The organism is Nostoc sp. (assembly GCF_036917195.1).
Taxonomy (GTDB): domain Bacteria; phylum Cyanobacteriota; class Cyanobacteriia; order Cyanobacteriales; family Nostocaceae; genus Nostoc.
In genome coordinates, this window is the sequence record NZ_JBALDG010000093.1 from 13,278 (window position 1) to 30,112 (window position 16,835).

At 41.6% G+C, this 16,835-nt stretch carries 16 protein-coding genes and 2 pseudogenes; 6 read left to right on the top strand and 12 right to left on the bottom strand.

Going from position 1 to position 16,835, the window contains the following annotated elements:
* Positions 1 to 3: 3 nt before the first annotated feature.
* Together V7K40_RS31265 and V7K40_RS31270 are read right to left on the bottom strand one after the other, a co-directional pair.
* On the bottom strand, positions 4 to 564 hold the full coding sequence (locus V7K40_RS31265) for a nitrate transporter (RefSeq protein WP_334966744.1): 561 nt from the start codon (positions 562 to 564) through the stop codon (positions 4 to 6).
* 547 nt (positions 565 to 1,111) lie between these two features.
* Entirely contained in the window at positions 1,112 to 1,687 is a 576-nt protein-coding gene (locus V7K40_RS31270) for a TIGR04376 family protein (protein WP_334966746.1), read from the bottom strand.
* 626 nt (positions 1,688 to 2,313) lie between these two features.
* Here V7K40_RS31270 and V7K40_RS31275 point away from each other — a divergent pair.
* Positions 2,314 to 3,087: an MlaE family lipid ABC transporter permease subunit gene (locus V7K40_RS31275; protein WP_334966748.1), complete on the top strand. Its 774-nt coding sequence runs from the start codon at positions 2,314 to 2,316 to the stop codon at positions 3,085 to 3,087.
* 145 nt (positions 3,088 to 3,232) lie between these two features.
* Here V7K40_RS31275 and V7K40_RS31280 read toward each other — a convergent pair whose 3' ends face one another.
* Both V7K40_RS31280 and V7K40_RS31285 read right to left on the bottom strand, forming a co-directional pair.
* Entirely contained in the window at positions 3,233 to 3,682 is a 450-nt protein-coding gene (locus tag V7K40_RS31280; RefSeq protein ID WP_334966751.1) for a hypothetical protein, read from the bottom strand.
* Between the two features lie 484 nt (positions 3,683 to 4,166).
* Positions 4,167 to 5,294 carry an ABC transporter ATP-binding protein gene (locus V7K40_RS31285; protein ID WP_334966753.1) on the bottom strand — a complete coding sequence of 376 codons (1,128 nt, stop codon included), beginning with the start codon at positions 5,292 to 5,294 and terminating at the stop codon, positions 4,167 to 4,169.
* A gap of 203 nt (positions 5,295 to 5,497) precedes the next feature.
* On the opposite strand from V7K40_RS31285, the gene mrdA reads away from it, so the two are divergent.
* Positions 5,498 to 7,345, top strand: a complete 1,848-nt coding sequence (gene mrdA / locus V7K40_RS31290) for a penicillin-binding protein 2 (RefSeq protein ID WP_334966755.1) — start codon at positions 5,498 to 5,500, stop codon at positions 7,343 to 7,345.
* 245 nt (positions 7,346 to 7,590) lie between these two features.
* Entirely contained in the window at positions 7,591 to 8,640 is a 1,050-nt protein-coding gene (locus V7K40_RS31295; RefSeq protein WP_334966757.1) for a serine hydrolase domain-containing protein, read from the top strand.
* Positions 8,641 to 8,680: 40 nt separating this feature from the next.
* On the opposite strand, the gene V7K40_RS31300 is transcribed toward V7K40_RS31295, so the two are convergent.
* Positions 8,681 to 9,481: a M15 family metallopeptidase gene (locus tag V7K40_RS31300; RefSeq protein ID WP_334966759.1), complete on the bottom strand. Its 801-nt coding sequence runs from the start codon at positions 9,479 to 9,481 to the stop codon at positions 8,681 to 8,683.
* Between the two features lie 102 nt (positions 9,482 to 9,583).
* Between V7K40_RS31300 and V7K40_RS31305 the strand changes: the two genes are divergently transcribed.
* Positions 9,584 to 10,501: an AEC family transporter gene (locus V7K40_RS31305; RefSeq protein WP_334966866.1), complete on the top strand. Its 918-nt coding sequence runs from the start codon at positions 9,584 to 9,586 to the stop codon at positions 10,499 to 10,501.
* A 370-nt stretch (positions 10,502 to 10,871) separates the two neighbouring features.
* Here V7K40_RS31305 and tsaB read toward each other — a convergent pair whose 3' ends face one another.
* The 4 genes from tsaB to V7K40_RS31325 all read right to left on the bottom strand — a co-directional run bounded on the left by tsaB (position 10,872) and on the right by V7K40_RS31325 (position 12,647).
* Positions 10,872 to 11,528 (bottom strand): tRNA (adenosine(37)-N6)-threonylcarbamoyltransferase complex dimerization subunit type 1 TsaB, encoded by a 657-nt coding sequence (gene tsaB / locus V7K40_RS31310; RefSeq protein WP_334966761.1) that lies wholly within the window; start codon positions 11,526 to 11,528, stop codon positions 10,872 to 10,874.
* Between the two features lie 79 nt (positions 11,529 to 11,607).
* A complete protein-coding gene (locus V7K40_RS31315; RefSeq protein WP_334966764.1) occupies positions 11,608 to 11,733 on the bottom strand; it encodes a hypothetical protein in 126 nt (41 codons plus the stop codon).
* Positions 11,734 to 11,752: 19 nt separating this feature from the next.
* Positions 11,753 to 12,202 (bottom strand): 6-aminohexanoate hydrolase, encoded by a 450-nt coding sequence (locus V7K40_RS31320; protein ID WP_334966766.1) that lies wholly within the window; start codon positions 12,200 to 12,202, stop codon positions 11,753 to 11,755.
* Between the two features lie 196 nt (positions 12,203 to 12,398).
* Entirely contained in the window at positions 12,399 to 12,647 is a 249-nt protein-coding gene (locus V7K40_RS31325) for a Ycf34 family protein (RefSeq protein ID WP_334691991.1), read from the bottom strand.
* Positions 12,648 to 12,733: 86 nt separating this feature from the next.
* Between V7K40_RS31325 and V7K40_RS31330 the strand changes: the two genes are divergently transcribed.
* Complete coding sequence (locus tag V7K40_RS31330; RefSeq protein WP_334966768.1) at positions 12,734 to 14,053, top strand: CCA tRNA nucleotidyltransferase; 1,320 nt, start codon at positions 12,734 to 12,736, stop codon at positions 14,051 to 14,053.
* A gap of 214 nt (positions 14,054 to 14,267) precedes the next feature.
* On the opposite strand, the pseudogene V7K40_RS31335 reads toward V7K40_RS31330, so the two are convergent.
* Both V7K40_RS31335 and V7K40_RS31340 read right to left on the bottom strand, forming a co-directional pair.
* A pseudogene (locus tag V7K40_RS31335) lies at positions 14,268 to 14,426 on the bottom strand (uracil phosphoribosyltransferase); the annotation flags it as partial.
* Positions 14,427 to 14,469: 43 nt separating this feature from the next.
* Positions 14,470 to 14,700, bottom strand: a pseudogene (locus tag V7K40_RS31340) (hypothetical protein); the annotation flags it as partial.
* 250 nt (positions 14,701 to 14,950) lie between these two features.
* Between V7K40_RS31340 and V7K40_RS31345 the strand changes: the two are divergent.
* On the top strand, positions 14,951 to 15,433 hold the full coding sequence (locus V7K40_RS31345) for a tetratricopeptide repeat protein (protein ID WP_334966770.1): 483 nt from the start codon (positions 14,951 to 14,953) through the stop codon (positions 15,431 to 15,433).
* A 741-nt stretch (positions 15,434 to 16,174) separates the two neighbouring features.
* On the opposite strand, the gene V7K40_RS31350 is transcribed toward V7K40_RS31345, so the two are convergent.
* Complete coding sequence (locus tag V7K40_RS31350; RefSeq protein ID WP_334966772.1) at positions 16,175 to 16,543, bottom strand: hypothetical protein; 369 nt, start codon at positions 16,541 to 16,543, stop codon at positions 16,175 to 16,177.
* Positions 16,544 to 16,835: the final 292 nt, after the last annotated feature.

Consider the following 16,835-nt stretch of genomic DNA (forward strand, 5'->3'; position numbering starts at 1 on the left):
AATTTAGGAAGATTTTTTCCCATCTGAAACCATTTGCGAGAGAATATAAGCTGCAAAATCTAGTAACTGATCCAGTAAAAAGCCAATGATACCGATGTAGAGGATCACCTGGATTATGTAATCGGCATTGCCAGCTTTATAAGCATTCCAGAGGGTAAAACCAAGTCCTTTTGGCCCTGTTAACATTTCTGTAGCAATAACTATAAACCAGGCTACCCAAATGCTAACTTTCAAGGCATGAAATATATGAAATATAGCTACTCGAAAGTTATTGTTCTGTCTATGAAAATGTTGCATACCTATTGCCGTATTAATAATCATCGTCCAGAGAGTTCCCAGAAAAACTACTATAATAGCAGCTGATTCTTTCTCTGGAAGTGCTATTAAGGCAAGAGGTAATAAGGCTATAGGAGGGATACTATGTGGTATCTGAAATATCAGCCTAAATAGCTGATAAATCATGCTATTGATGCCGATTAAATAACCGATGAAACTACCCAATACAACGGCTGGAATATAACCCACAAATAGCCGTTGTAGGCTAGCTAAAATGTCTAAAAACATATTATTTTTCTGCCTCAGTTCTTATGGCAAACATTTGGGAAATACTGCGGCAACAACACAAAATAGCGAATAGAAAAGTGATTTTAATTGCACTTCCTCTTTTCTCATACCAATTATGTATGAAGATGCACCTATAAAACTTACACAAAACAACACCCTGTAGAGTCAATTAATGAATTGCCCCTACGTGAATAAAGCACAACCTTACATAGAATTGGTATGACGACAAGATTTCCTAGATCCTCTCCTCCTTGGCTGTTACTCAAAAAAATTAGGTGTTTTTACGATGTGATAGTAGTAGTACACAGAAAAGGTAAAACTTGGCTTTACTAAACCTTATCAGAAAAAAAAATCATGATTAGTAAATTAAATACAATTTCCAGATTTAACTTGTTTGATGATTGAGCTAAGTGTGAACATGTAAAATTTGTAATAGCAAATAACTTGCAAAACTTGTTATTAATAATACAGCTAATAAATATAATCAGAAGTATAAAGGATGAAATTTATTATTTATTTTTCATCCTTTCCAGTTTAGCCTTTGCGATTATTTCCCTAGATTCCGCTTGATTTGGTCTAACTCATCTTGAGTTTCCCAGCGACGAAACTTATCTTCTAAGTCATCAAACCCACCAGAATAACTGCTAGTTTGATTTGACCAGCCATTAGTTTCCAAACGTTGGTGAGTTTGCGCTTTAGCATGGGCTGTCTGTGCAACGGCAGCTTTAGCTTGCACCTCCTGTCGCCGCTGCTGAATTTTTCGCAGTAGTTCCTGAGATTGGTTAATGCGTTCTTTCAGCCCTTGCATATGTCCCCAGCGCTGATTTCCTTCGCGCAATAGGGCTGCTTCTCGCTCACCCGCCGCAGCTGCCAAATCCTCTCTGGCAGCGTTTTTGGCTTTTTGAACACGGATATGCCAACGCTGAATTTCTTGAGCGGTGGACAAAATTTCTTCTTGCGATCGCTTCTCTTGTAATTGTAAATCTGCAATCAGCTTTAATGTGTCTTCCTCTTGCTCACGCAGCTGTTCTAGCAGCGCCTCTAACTCCAAATGTGGATTGTTACGCAAGAATTCTTCTAAACGGTTTTCTAAAAACCGACTCAAATCATCAAATAAGCCCACTGCTAGAACTCCAGAGATTAGGTGCGTGACTATTTTATTGTAGTAATTATTCTCGTGGGCGGAATCTAAATTTTAATAGTTACCGTCATCAAGGATGTGGGATCAGACAGCAGCGTGAGCAGCTTTGCTCAGTGCTAGAGAACTCAATATCGTTACTGCGGCTGAATTTGAGAGCAATTACCCTGCGGGTTCTCCGTTCGTGGAGCGTCTCGTAGAGAAAAAGTACGCTTCATTCACAATGACTTGTAACGATTTTGGTAAATTTTTGCATTGGGATGTTCCCAAATATCTTCAGAGTTAATCTCCTCTTGAACAAGTTATGATTTTATACTTGAAGCTCTATTCCATCAGGTTTTATTCTATGCATCTTCATAGAGAATTGGTATAAGTTAAACCATGTCCAAACACCTCCTCTACTTTCAGGGTAAACATCCAGTACATCTGTTCATGTACCATACCCTAATACCAATTTGTAATATCTTACGGGAAGCCGCACTTTGTGCGTCTGCGTAATTGAAAAAGTTAGATTACATCAGGCTGGGTTTCCACCATTTGTATCTGTAGTCTTATTTTGAAGAATTGATGTAACATATGTGCAAAAAAAGTCAGTTTTAAGGACGATAAAATTGCGACTAAAAACAAATTTTGAGCAATGTGGGATTATACGCTGTTTTGCGGCAGTACTGCTTTTCGGTCAAGTGTGGCTACATTTACTCCAAGGAAAAACGTACTACCGCAAGATTCTGCAACATATGGTAACTGCTGGGCCAAGTTGTATCTCTCCAGTTCTCCTTGTCAGCTATTTTGCAGGAATGATTTTTACTATTCAAATAACGAGGGAATTAGCCCGATTTGGGGCTGTCGATGCTGTGGGAGGTGCTTTTGCCTTAGCTTTTTGTAGAGAATTGGCTCCAATTTTGACCGCTAGTATTATGGCGGGACAAGTCGGTTCTGCTTTTGCAGCAGAAATAGGTGCAATGCAAGTCACAGAGCAAATTGATGCACTTTATATGCTCAAAACTGATCCAATTGATTATCTAGTACTTCCTAGAATAATTGCTTGTAGTTTAATGGTGCCTTTGATGACGATTTTGGCTTTAGTTACAGGCATCATCGGCGGAGTTTTTGCTGCATCACAGTTTTACAAAATTATTCCAGAAACATTTTTAGAATCAGTCAGAAATTTTTTAGAACCGTCAGATTTGTTTATTATTTTACTAAAAGGGTTTATTTTTGGTGTACTGGTTGCTGTCATTGGCTGTAGTTGGGGTTTAACTACTAAAGGAGGAGCCAAAGAAGTAGGAGAATCTGCAACAAAAGCAGTTGTTACTAGTTGGGTGTCAATTTTTATCATGGATTTTTTCCTCTCTCTAGTGCTGTTTGAACAGCCTGCATTTTGAACCCAAGTAAGTATTGAACAAGATTCCCGACTTTTTTAAGAAGTCGGGAATCTCAGCTAAAAAGAACTCTTTAGGTAAGCAATATCGATTCTAAAGCGATACCAAACAGCCTGCCACATGCATCGCTAGCTTTTTTGGGTATACTTCATAACGTTAGTGGAATTTGAGAATATATTAACTTGTAAGTTAACGCACCCAAAGCTAAACCTCCCAATGAAAAGATAGACGCAGCAGAAAAGGCTAGCCCTTCCCTAAGACCAGCTTTTTGAAAGTCTATCCTGACTAATATAGTCGCTGAAATGATGAGTAAGGTATGAAGAAATACCCAAAACCAGGCAATCATAATAAAAAACAAGAAAGCTGCTAAGACGGCAATGCCGAAAGACCTAGTATTTGATTTAAGCAAAATACTATAGTAATATGTCATTTTCGGCCAAGGAGCGGTCAACGTTACTATTAAAAGCAAGATAGCAACTACAGTTACCGGCCACACAAACAGAGGAGCATGTGTTTCAGATATTACCCAGCCCAAAGTACTGTAACTAAGCAGTACTAACGCCAGGGATACCCAAGGAACTCTTTTCAAAATTGACATGGGTTGGTATTCCTAGTACAGGGTGAAGGTGTTATTCCATTACTGAATGTTATAACTCACCGTTCGCACCCATGAACCTACCCCACTATTCTAAAAAACCCTACTTCTGTTCGTAAAATAGACCTCTTGCATAAATGCTTAAATTGTCATGTTGAGCAAAGCGAAACATCTGGTGAGATTCTTCTCTCCACTGTGTTTTGCTCAGAATGACATTCCTGATTTTTTGACTTTTGCAAGAGGTCTAATGTGCTTGAAAACCTTAATTTTTCATTTTCAGTTCTCAATAAGCTTAAGCTTTTTACCACAAATATTATTAGTGGGATAGGTTCATCGGATTTAACTAAGAATAATTATCTACCAAGCCGCTATAAATATCAGGTGACAGACTGAGCAAACTAATAATTTCTTATTGTAAGTGAATTCCTTACCAAGCGAGGGAACTGAAGAAAGTGATCCTCTTACTAATTAAGGCAGATTCTTATAACTATTGACTAATAGCTAAACAATCATTTTCTGCCCACCAAACGTAGATGGGCGTGTCGCGGTCTGGTAAAGTGCCAAAAGTATTAGGTTGCAACACATTTATGTTAATGCCATTTGTTAATTCCACAACATAATTAACGTGTGTGCCCAAATACATAACATTGACAAGTCGTCCTTCAAAGGAGTTGGCTGGCAAATTGGGTGGATAAAGCGAAAGCTGTATTTTTTCTGGGCGCACACTCACTACCACCGCTTGTGATAATTCAGATGGTGTATCTTCAGCGCGGCTAATGACAATTGAAAGTCCCGTTTTCGTCGAAATTTGCACATTAGAGGAGTCTATCGCTACGATTTCACCGCTGAATAAATTAGTATCGCCAATAAAATCAGCAACAAAGGATGTCTGGGGACGTTCATAAATTTGGCTGGGAGTGCCAACTTGTTCAATTTTGCCTTGGTTCATCACGGCAATGCGATCGCTCAAAGACAATGCTTCTTCCTGGTCGTGTGTCACCATCACAAAGGTCAATCCCAAGTCTTTGTGTAAATTTGATAACTCAATCTGCATTTCCTTACGTAGTTTAAAATCTAACGCCCCTAAAGGTTCATCCAGTAATACGACCGTGGGACGGTTGACTAGGGCCCTTGCTAAAGCAACTCGCTGCTGTTGACCACCAGAAAGTTGATTGGGAAAGCGCGATCGCAAACTTTCCATTTTCACCAGTTTTAAAGCTTCTTCGACTCTAGCTTCAATTTGCGATTTGCGTATTTTTTTTAACCTCAATCCAAAGGCGATGTTATCCCAGACATTCAAGTGGTTAAATAGAGCGTAACTTTGAAATACAGTATTGACGGGTCGGCGGTAAGGCGGCACATTAGTCATAGACTGACCCTGAATCAATACCTTGCCAGCGTCAGCGATTTCAAACCCAGCAATTAAGCGTAGTGTTGTTGTTTTACCACAACCGGAGGGGCCTAAAATACTAAAAAATTCTCCTTGTCTAACATCCAAGTCGATTCCATTTACGGCTGGTTCTTGGTTAAAAAACTTGAAGACATTACGCAGTTCAACATCAAGTGGCTGAAAAGTTGTTATCCCCCTCTGATTCTGCATGACAATTTGAGCCATAATCCTTAGTAGAATGCCGTGATCTTACGTGATGTCAATAGTCTATTGGGCAGACTAGATTTGACACTTTGGTTTATTGTATCCGCCAAAAACAATTGTTCAGGAATGAATATACTCGCCCGATTCTTTCGTACCCATTACTGGGGATAAGTTTAGGGTAATTGTATACAGATAATACCGCTCTTGGAATCATTCTTTGTCTTATGTCTTTATTCCCATTAATTGGCAGCAAAAAAGATACCCGTACAGTTGGACGTGGTTTCCAATCAATATTTTTAATTGTATTTACCCTATTAATGACCGCTGGGATTGAGGCTCGTTTGGCATATTTGCAAATTGTTGAAGGCCCAAAACTCCGGGAACGAGCCGAAGCGAACCGAATTCGGATGATTCTTAAACAACCAGAACGGGGCAATATTTTTGACCGAAATGGCAAACTTTTAGCCAGTACTCGCTATCCTAGCTCTGTATATTTGTGGCCGATGGCACATACTAAGCCTTCTTGGTCAGTAGTAGGTCCCCGTTTAGCGCAAATTCTCAACATCCCGCAAGACGAGATGGAAAAGAAATTAGAACTAGCAGGTGCTAATTCTTCTTCGCTGATCCGCATTGCTCGTGATCTAAATGAAGCACAAATCACGGCATTAAAGGAGTATAAAAATGAACTACCAGAAGTGGAAATTAATCGAGATTCTGTGCGTTATTACCCTCACGGCAAAGAATTAGCACATGTACTCGGTTATACACGGGAGTTGACCGCCGACCAGTTAAAGGACAAGAAGCAGGAAGGCTATCGACTGGGAGATGTAATCGGTCAAATGGGGGTGGAAAAGGCCTATGAGAAAACTCTGCGGGGCGAATGGGGCGGTCAGCAGGTGGAAGTAGATGGTGCGGGTAGACCAATCCGGGTTTTGGGGGAGAAACAGGCAAAAGCTGGTAACGATTTGCACCTGACCATAGATTTGGATGTGCAAAAGGCAGCAGAAAAAGCTTTGGGAAATCACCGAGGCGCGATCGCAGCACTTGACCCGAATAACGGTGCTGTTTTAGCACTGGTATCTTACCCCACCTTTGACCCAAACATCTTCTCCAAACAAAAACTTTCCCAGAAAGATTGGGAAAGCGTGCAAGGTAAAGACCATCCCTTGATTAATCGGGCCCTGAGTGCCTTTCCACCTGCTAGTACCTTCAAAATTGTCACTACGACAGCCGGACTCGAATCAGGTCAATTCTCTCCTGACTCAGTATTACAGACCTTTGGTTCCCTGACTGTTGGTGGGGTAACTTTTGGTGAGTGGAACCACGCCGGATTTGGCCCATTGGGATTTCCCAGAGCGATCGCTATGAGTAGTGATACTTTTTTCTATCAAGTTGGCAGAAAAGTTGGTGGCCCAACTTTAATCCAATGGAGTCGCAAATACGGGTTTGGTCAAAAAACTGGCATTGAATTTCCCAACGAAGAATCAAAAGGCTTGGTTCCAGATGAAACATGGAAGCAGAAAGTTTTGAAAACGCCTTGGAGTGTAGGTGACACCATTAATATGTCAATTGGTCAGGGCGCTTTGCAAGTGACACCCCTGCAATCAGCGATTATGTTTTCTGTTCCTGCTAATGGTGGGTATCGAGTTCAGCCGCATTTGCTCAAAGACAACGAAGAAGCAAAAAGTTGGCGAGAATCTTTAAATATGAAGCCGGAAACCATCAAAGTTCTCCGTGAGGGACTGCGGAAGGTGGTGAGTGAGGGTACAGGTAAGCGCTTGGACGTGCCGACAATTGCCCCAGCGTCTGGGAAGAGTGGCACTGCTGAAGCTGGTATTAATCGCCCAAATCATACTTGGTTTGGTGCTTATGCCCCCAGTAATAAGCCGGAAATTGTGGTTGTGGCCTTTGGGGAAAATACTGGCGAACATGGCGGTACTGTTTGTGGGCCGATGGTTTTACAAGTGCTGGAAGCTTATTTTCAGCATAAGTATCCAGGTAAGTATCAAAAACCTCAGCTTGAGCCATCAGAAGTTAAAACTCAGAGTTCAGGACATGTGACTGGAGACTAAAAGAAGCAGGACTTACGCGCGGGTCATGAGAGAACGAATCACAGAGACACAGAGAAGCCAGTGCGCCCTTGCGGTTCCCCGACTTGTTCGCGCAGCGTCTCCGACAGGAGAAGCAACTGGCGCGACACGGAGGAATGAGAGTTTGAGAGGTTTTTTGCGTAAGTCCTAAGAAGGAAGAATTAAAAATACATTTTGAATTTGAAATTATTTTGTCTCGCCATCGCCAAACAAAAATGAGGTGAATCGTGATTGACGACTATATTCGAGCCACAATGACTAAAAACCAGATTCCTGGACTTTCTGTTGCAGTGCTACAAGAAGGTGAACCTGTTTTCGTCAAGGGCTATGGACTGGCGAATCTTGAACACTCTGTTGCAGCGACTGAACACACAGTTTATGAAATTGCGTCTGTCGGTAAAACTTTCACCGCTACAGTCATAATGATGCTGGTGGAGCAAGGGATAATTTCGCTAAAAGAAGCGATCGCAGACTATCTCGATCATCTACCCCTAACGTGGCAAAATGTCACAATCGGGCATATTCTGTCTCATCAGTCTGGAATTCCTAGCTATACCGATGCCCCAAACTACTGGGAAATTACCCATCTTGATTTATCTAAATCTAAAATTTTGGCTCTAGTTACTCACTTACCCCTCAAGTTCCAACCAGGTGAGTTTAGCGCCTATGACAACACAGGCTACTATCTACTGGGTTTGATCCTAGAAAAGGTAACTGGGCAATGTTATGGAGATTTGGTGCGCGATCGCATTTTTGCTCCTTTGGGAATGAATGCAACTGTGATGAATGATCCCAAAGACATAGTGCCACACCGGGCTGCTGGCTATCGGTTGCCAAATAGCAAGCTTGTTAACAAACCTTATTACAGTCCCTCAGTCACCTATTCTGCTGGAGGTCAACTTTCTAATGTAGAAGATATGGTGAAGTGGGAACAGGCGCTTTGTGGTGCAACTCTACTAAAGCAATCAACCCTTGATAAAATGTGGACTCCTCATTTTCCCAATCAGGGCGATGATTGGGAAAAGTTGAGATGTGTTGCAGGTTTAGGTTGGTGGGTATTGAATTATGAAAATCGCCGAGTAGTTGGTCATAATGGTTCAATTTTAGGATTCGCAAGTAATATTACCCGCTTTATTGATGACAAAATTACCGTGATTTTACTTTGTAATCTAGATAAAATTTCCCGACCAGATGCGATCGCTAAGGATATCGCTGGATATTATTGTCCACCTCTTAAGGAGGTGGTGCTTCAGCCTCCATTAGGAGAGAGGGCGTAAAACTAATAACTCCTGTCTCTTTACTCTTGTCTCCTATATCTTATGGCGATATCTTAGCAGGTTTCAAATTTCTGGCTTTGTAAAACATTTCTAAGCTATCGCGATCGCCTACAAAACGCCAGTGCCAAGGCTCATAACTCACACCTTGAATATTATCTTTAGGAAATGACATTTCAAAGCTGAAACGTGCTGCATTTGCTTGCAGCCATTGATAAGCCTTGGTCTTGTCAAAGTTAGTTTGGAGATTAGTTGCTGGTACTGCTCCATCTCCAACATCCACAGCATAACCTGTGTGATGTTCGCTATGACCAGGAGGAGCGCTGAGAGCAGCTCGTACTGCTGGCGTCTGATTTCGCTGGGCACCGACAGCAAAAAACAACTGCTCCTGATCTTTGACTGAGCGAAAGCCAGAAATTGGTACTAAAATTACACCTGCACTCCGCGCTGCTACTACCATCTCCTCAAACTTTTGGGCAGCAGCTTTTCGCATTCTAATGCCCCTATTTGTGGAGATGGTTACTAGTTCTGACTCAGGGGCTTCTGGGTATAGAAAATGCCCTAACACAGTATTGACATTACCAGATTCTGTAGTCGGTGTGGGTGCAGAACTAGTGGGCGAGGGTTGAGAATCGGCAGTTTTTTTAGGTGCAGTAACGAAAAACAAAAAACCGCTAATTAAAGCCAGCAGGACAAATCCTGTTATTCCCCCAATCAGCATAATTCGGGGTTGCAACCAAATTTTAGGTGTTGCATCAGGGGTATCGCGTACAGCCACTGGAATATCATCACCAAGGTCATTCGATGAGTTTTGCGGTTTTCCAGAAAACCCAGCCTTATTCAAGGGTAAACTCCTGTTTTTGTGGGATAACCATAACAGATTTTGCACTGGACAAAAGTAGACGGAACAGGTAGCATTTTACATCTGTGGTTTTTAGGCGCAATCTTGACAAACCTTTTAGAACTATACGTCAAGCTGGGAGGATTAGTCCTGGTAGGTTTTATTCTGGGACGCAAACTACCTGTGACAGTTCCTACTCGTTTAGGACAGTTTCTTTTTTGGGTGGGAGTACCCATAAGCATAGTATCCTTTTTGCGTCAATCTAGCTTGTCGGAGCAAATTTGGATTGCACCTGCGATCGCTTACCTAGCCATTTTACTAGGAGCATTTTTAGCTTGGTTAGGGATTAAAGGACAAGCCTATTTTAGAAGTACCGTCCCTCAACAATCGACTCAAGCTAGCTTGATATTAGCAGCAATGTTGGGTAATACAGGTTATCTTGGCTTTCCCATTACCTTAGCAATGGTAGGTAAGGAATACTTTGCTTGGGCACTATTTTACGATTTGCTAGGTTCATTCCCAGGAGCTTATGGCTTGGGTGTGTTATTAGCAGCGCGTTTTGGCGGTGGTATTCATAATCATTGGCAGATTGCTAGGCCCATCTTAATTAATCCTGCCCTGTGGGGTTTCGGATTTGGCTTGCTATTTCGAGAAGTAACAATTCCCACAATAGTCGAATTCTGCCTAGAGAAATTTGCTTGGACTAGTGTAACTTTATCTCTGGTGTTAATTGGAATGCGACTGGCGCTGCTCAAATCTTGGCGTAGCCTACCACAAGCAGGGATGAGCTTGGGAATCAAAATGCTGCTAGTTCCCTTAATATTGGGCAGCATCTTACCACTGTTTGGATTAACTGGGCCCATAGCAAAGATAATCGTACTACAAATGGCTATGCCTCCAGCCTTTGCCACACTGGTAATTGCTGAGATATTCAATCTTGATCGCGATCTGGCTGTTACTGCCTTAGCTGCTGGGGCTATAGTATTGCTGGTTACTCTCCCAGTTTGGCTGTGGCTGTTTTGATTTTGGATTTATGCGCTGTGAGGCGATCGCTTAAAACCCCAGTAAAAACGTATCTTATCGTTCTAATTTAAGCTCTTCCTTCTCTTACTTTGCGTTCTTTGAGTCCTTGGCGGTAGCCTGCGGCAAGCCGCTTTGCGTCTACATAAAAAAAATTGACTTTGACAAATAGTTTTAGCCTTAACCCAAGCGTATTGCTCTATAGGTAAGTTATTTCCGCACGATTCCTTAGCATTAGGGACTGACAAAAAATAAATTATCCAAAATTATTTGTACATTTGTAGGGGATCTTGGCCTTGCGCCCTGGAGATGGGATGTTTTTTTAACTGCAAGTCCCTTATTAGAGCGTGGCGAAGGAATTGACCTATATCAGTTAAACTTCTACTGGATGTTGCCCATAATATGGCAAAGCCTCTGACCAATTAGGACGCTTGCCCTCTTGCCAATCGAGATTAGCTAGTTCCAAAATACTTGTCACCGTCGCTGCTAACCCAGATTGGGCTTGAATTAACTGATAATTAGTGTTCCAATTCGCTAAAGTTTCCTGCCATGTTTCTGGTGTAAACACTCTATCAGACAAACACACTCTTAGTTTAGAAGCATCTGACTCAAACTGATAAATAGCAGCAAAAATTTGACCTCGTTGGGCTGGCATTTCCACAGCAAGAGTTTTTGGATTTTGACTTTTGCCTACTTTTGACCAAGCTACCGCAGCCAAAGTTGAAATCGCAAAAACAGGAATATCTAACTGTTGCCCTAAAGTCCGAGCAGTGACAACGCCAATCCTAGTTCCTGTAAAGCCGCCAGGGCCTTTTGCAACTGCGATAAAGGATAAATCTGCCCAAGTTTGCGGTTTGATAAAATCAATTAAATATTGATGTATTAAGCTAGATAAATCACGCCCCAAATTCCAAACTTGAGAGCGAGTTTCACCAGCAAAATTACTAATTACCAAACCCAATTCGGGAGTGGTGGTGTGTAGTGCCAAGGCATACTTATTTATTGCAAGATGTTTTTGTTCCGTTATCAAAGTTACTTAAAATATCTATTTTTATAGAGTTAACGTGATTTATTCAAGCATATAACATAGTGGTTCTTAATTGAATAGACTATACTTCTTTTCTTGTGCTATGGACAGAAGTCTCAGAGCAAACCTTTGGCTGTTTCAGCAAAATCAGAACGCGATGGCGCAAGCGCCCGCCGTAGGCGATCGCAAATATTTGCTTGCTGTTCACTGTCTCTGTACAATTGTTGCTAGGATCGGGGATTTGGATTACCACCTTGCTGTCTCAGTAGATAATCTAAAACTCGGTCAATTCGCTCCAAGGCAGCACCCGTAGTGAGTTGAAACTCCTGAAACTGAGATTTTTGTTCCTCAAAGTTTCGGTCAAGCTTTAGCATGAGTGCTTCTAATCGCTCAGTTCGTGCCTTTGTTTCCTCTATCTCAGCGCCTCTCTTTGTAAATAGACGTTGCGTGTGAGTGATAAAACTATCAACCTGATCAGAAAGTTGGTCAACCTTTCCCCCTACCTGGTCAACACGTGCCCCTAGTTGATCGAGGTGAGATTGAGTACGGTCTTGTTTTATGGTCAACTCATCAAGCCGCCTGTTTGCTGATTCTGCATAGCTAGCAGTAGACACTAGCAATCGTTTAACAGTTTCGAGTTCATCTTCTACATAGTCTAGTCGCTGTGCATTGGTCATGCTGTTTTCTCTCAGCTGGCTTCTTTATCTTCTGCGATCGCTTGACTGACACCTCCTTCCTATATCATGAATTCGGAATCGTTGATGGACAAAATCTCATTACAGCACATCTGTCGTAAGGGCACAGCAATGCTGTGCCCCTACCCCGTGGTCTATTTACCTGAAAATAGCTGTAAAATATACCAATCATTTTCTATCAAGTCGGCACTAATTCACCAGGACGCAACTTCGACCATTTACCGGTTTCCCGTTTAAAGCTCAGACAACCAACAACATCCCATTCCATTTCAATTACATCCTCTTTAGTCCGAATGTTGACATTGATAGAAGGTTCATTCGGATCAAAATTTGGTGTTTCGGTCAAGTGAGGCTGTTGGTGCTGCCCTTCTACGGCATGATAGGTCAAACAGCGGTCTACATAGTGGCAGTTAACGCAAATACACATAATAGAACCAACTCCAGGGGCCTTTATTGTTAATCTAACTTAAGTGCAACTGTTATTCATGAGTTGCTGGGTTGATTTTTATTACAATGCACGAATCAGTTCTTTCTACCCTAGCTCCCAAAAATTGGCCTTTTAGCTTGGAATTCCTACCACAACCCGCTTACATGGTAGGTGGTGCTGTCCGAGATGCGATCCTTGGCAGAACTCGCGAATATCTGGATCTAGATTTTGTTATCCCATCTAAGGCGGTAAAGGTAGCGAGAGCGATCGCTCGTCATTACAAAGCTGGTTTTGTGTTACTCGATGCAGAACGACAAATTGCCCGTGTGGTTTTTCCCCACGCCACAGCTGACTTTGCCCAACAGGAAGGAAATAGTTTAGAAGTTGATTTACACAGACGGGATTTTACAGTAAATGCGATCGCCTATAATCCCCATACACAAGAAATTATCGATCCTCTACAAGGTTATGTAGACTTACAACAGGGCATTTTGCGAATGGTATCACCCGCGAACTTAGAAGATGACCCTTTGCGGTTAATGCGAGGTTATCGCCAAGCCGCCCAATTAGGTTTTACTATTGAGCCAGCTACCCAAGCCGCAATTCGTTCTTTGGCATCACATATCAGCAAAGTTGCAGCTGAACGAGTTAGGGTAGAAATTAGCTATCTGCTGGCAAATTCTCAGGGTACTCTTTGGATTACAAGTGCTTGGGAAGATGGGTTACTTGCCCCTTTCTTCAAAAATGCCACCCGTGAAAGCTTGATCAAACTAGCAGCAGTTGACAACGCAGCTGCCTTACTCACCCAAAATTGGCAACAACTAGGGGCACAACTGCAAGAGTATGTCCGCGATAGTAGCAAAACCACTTGGTTAGGTATTGCCAAACTTGCTTGTCTTGTCAACCCAAATCCAGAATTAGCAGAAATAGAGCTACAGAAACTAACTTATAGTCGTGCTGAAATCCGGGGTATAACCACTGCACTGAAATTGTTACCGCAGTTTCAAGTAGTCGATATGTCCTTGCGAGAACAATACTTTTTGTTCCATGACGCAGATATTGTGTTTCCCGCTACGGCAGTGCTAGCTGTAGCATTTGATAATTTGGTAGAGGCGATGTCTGGTGACAACCCACTACAGGCAGAAGTTGCTACAACTTTGGAAACCAAAGCAATAGGCTGCCTTGTTTGGGCACCTTTAATCAACCGCTACCTGAACCCTGATGATCTGGTCGCTCATCCCATTCCACTAGTGAGCGGGAAGGAGTTGATTATAGCATTAGATATTCCAGCTTCGCCAATCATCGGTCAACTGTTGACAGAAATTGGCGTAGCACAAGCTGAGGGGAAAGTTTCAACGCCAACAGAGGCGATCGCATTTGCACGTCAGTTAGTTGAGGGGCTGTAATATTGAGTTTCCGAGTCAATAGTAGATATTCATGGAATAGCCTGAGAAAATTATTAATATTGGATCTAAAATTAGTGGATTAATGTGATGTATTTGCGATGAATTTGTCTGCAACAATTCCCAAATTTTACGAATGTAAAAGTTGTTAATCAACGATTCGTACAGTGTCAGGTTAATTACTCCATTGTTGCTCATTTGCTCATGGGTAATTAGCTTATTTTATGTCAAATAAGCGATTGCCTGCATCTCCCAACCCAGGAATAATATAGCCATGTTCATCCAAATAGTTATCAATGGTGGCGGTATACAGCGGCACATCAGGATGTAGAGCACAAAAACGCTCGATACTTTCTGGTGCAGCGAGTTAGCAGACAGGTGCAGATACCTGAGTCAAACACGTCCGAAGCGTTGCATTAATCATGAAGCCGCACAGCTACAGCTTTGTTGAGATTGGCGATCGCAGCGATCTCACCGAGTATATACACTGTTACGCCCCCAATTGGCGGCAAAAATCCCTCCAAATCCAAACGTGTCACCAATTCTGGAAGCATCCCCCCAGTTTGTTCAAATAAAGCGCGACCCAACTGTGCTTCTGCAATGCCAAAGTGCTTGACAATTCCTGGTAAATCCCAAATCGGTATAGTCATTATTTTTTTAGGGATGTTTTGATCAGCTATTACTCACTAGGGATCTGTCAACTACCTCTAATCAGTTTTGATTTTTATGACTCTAAATGTCGAGTGTGGTATTAGTCGTATTGCTGAATATAATAAATCATACATAAATTTCATAATTAACAATTAACCCATGCAAATTTAAAGATGACTTTAAAAATGATTTAATGGAGATATTTTGTGAGAAAGTTAATACAAAGGTATATTCACTGATCTCAAATTTATGGATTCTTTATCTATCAATTCCTTACTTGAAGAGTTGAAAAACCCGGATGCTACAGTTCGCGACAAGGCAACCAGAAAAATCTGGCGGATCTGGTTTCAGCAAAAGGGAATTTATGGGCTGGAAATAATTGACCGCAGTCAAAAGTTACTAGATGCAGGTGAATTTACTGCAGCCGAAACAACGCTGACCGCACTAATCAAAGAGGAGCCAGATTTTGCCGAAGCCTGGAATCGTCGTGGTTTTCTCTATTACAGTATTGGTGATTATCAAAAATCTCTAGCAGATTGTCAGATGGTTGTGCAGATAAATCCGATACATTTTGGAGCGCTTCACGGCATGGGCTTGTGTTATGCGGCACTAGGTGAGTATGGTGAAGCGATCAAAGCTTTTCAACAGGCTCTAGAAATTCAGCCCTATTCGCTAGTGAATCAAAAGTTGATTCTAGAATGTACATTTAGATTCAGCTACAACCGTAAATAGGAGAGAACATTACCCTGTTTTATGAATCAGTCATCACCCTCATCAACAGCAATTCATCGCCTTAGTTGCCGCAATTTTATTCAATACGGTTCTATCTAGATTAGTAGTAGCGTCATTGCTGCTTATAGTAATAGCAACCAACCGTCAACTAGCAATTCTCGGTTGGATAAAGTTATATTTGGCACTAAATGGATGGTACAAGCACAACACGGCGGATTTTACCAGGCGATGTCTACGATGGTCACTGACTTGTACTGAGCGCAGTCGTTGGCGCAGCCTCTCGCAGAGAAGTAGCTTTGTCGTACCACTTCGTGGAAGCAAGCTAGCAAGAGCGTCTCCAAGAGTTGTGCGGGCTGCGCCAACGCCACTGATATTTACAAAGACTATGGTTCAGATGTAACTATCAAAATGGGTAATCCCCAGGTTCTCAGTAGTACTTAATTGTTGATGGGGGGTGCGGTAGATTTCTTTATGGGTTATGGCATGGCTGCCGTGAACACCATAGCACAAGGTATTCCCAAAATCACAGTTGCAGCAATTTTCTAGAAAGACCCTTGGTGTCTTATTGCACATCCCAACTCAGCAATTGAAACCCTTGCAGACCTCAAAGGCAAACCAATTTATGTCTTTGCTTCTGCTAAGATTACCTATTGGCCTTTACTCGAAGCAAAGTATGGTTTTACCAAAGCTCACAAGTGTCCTTACAACTTTAATCTTGCTGCTTTTCTGATTGACAAAAACTCAGCCCAACAAGGTTATATTACATCTGACTCCTGTCTTTTCATAAAGATTAGCAGCATAGTCTTCTACATTTTTATTTATAGTTTCAGTAGTTATAAATATGTAATTATCAATTTTATATCCAGTTTGTTCTACTCCTCGTGTAATTTTTTGAATGGCATTATTGATGTCATTTATAGTAATACGTTTCATTTTCATCTCGTAGCTAGTTGCTGAATTGTTACTATTTATGATCCTGATTTCAATATCACCTAAAGAAGCAGTTTGTTTATCAGCTGCATTGTGGCTTTCAAGCGGTAAACATGGTTCTCCTAAATGTTCTGAGGCTGAATGATAAGTCGCAGGTACTGGTAGAGCAAAATCAGGCATTGCTTACCGGATTTTAATCTCCAGCTACAACTTATAAATTCCTCGGATGTTTGCAGCATTATTTCTCATAACCGGGTTGGGTGTACTAATTTTTGTCGGCTTGAATGCCTTATCTGACTTTATATTAAGTAAGTGGCATGAAAGCGCTGTTAAAATTTAAAGAAATAGTTGACCCCTATGGGTTGATGAATCCCGGTAAAAGCAAAGTTCTTCAATTCCAAATTCAAAATTAGGAAACTACAAAAACACTATCAGAACTTTATGTGTATATTTGTGTAACCTCCCTCTGAAA

Coding starts and splice junctions, on each gene's coding strand:
- V7K40_RS31265 (WP_334966744.1), bottom strand. CDS start 564: ATGTTTTTAGACATTTTAGCTAGCCTACAACGGCTATTTGTGGGTTAT.
- V7K40_RS31280 (WP_334966751.1), bottom strand. CDS start 3,682: ATGTCAATTTTGAAAAGAGTTCCTTGGGTATCCCTGGCGTTAGTACTG.
- V7K40_RS31285 (WP_334966753.1), bottom strand. CDS start 5,294: ATGGCTCAAATTGTCATGCAGAATCAGAGGGGGATAACAACTTTTCAG.
- mrdA (WP_334966755.1), top strand. CDS start 5,498: ATGTCTTTATTCCCATTAATTGGCAGCAAAAAAGATACCCGTACAGTT.
- V7K40_RS31320 (WP_334966766.1), bottom strand. CDS start 12,202: ATGACCAATGCACAGCGACTAGACTATGTAGAAGATGAACTCGAAACT.
- V7K40_RS31325 (WP_334691991.1), bottom strand. CDS start 12,647: ATGTGTATTTGCGTTAACTGCCACTATGTAGACCGCTGTTTGACCTAT.
- V7K40_RS31330 (WP_334966768.1), top strand. CDS start 12,734: ATGCACGAATCAGTTCTTTCTACCCTAGCTCCCAAAAATTGGCCTTTT.
- V7K40_RS31345 (WP_334966770.1), top strand. CDS start 14,951: ATGGATTCTTTATCTATCAATTCCTTACTTGAAGAGTTGAAAAACCCG.
- V7K40_RS31350 (WP_334966772.1), bottom strand. CDS start 16,543: ATGCCTGATTTTGCTCTACCAGTACCTGCGACTTATCATTCAGCCTCA.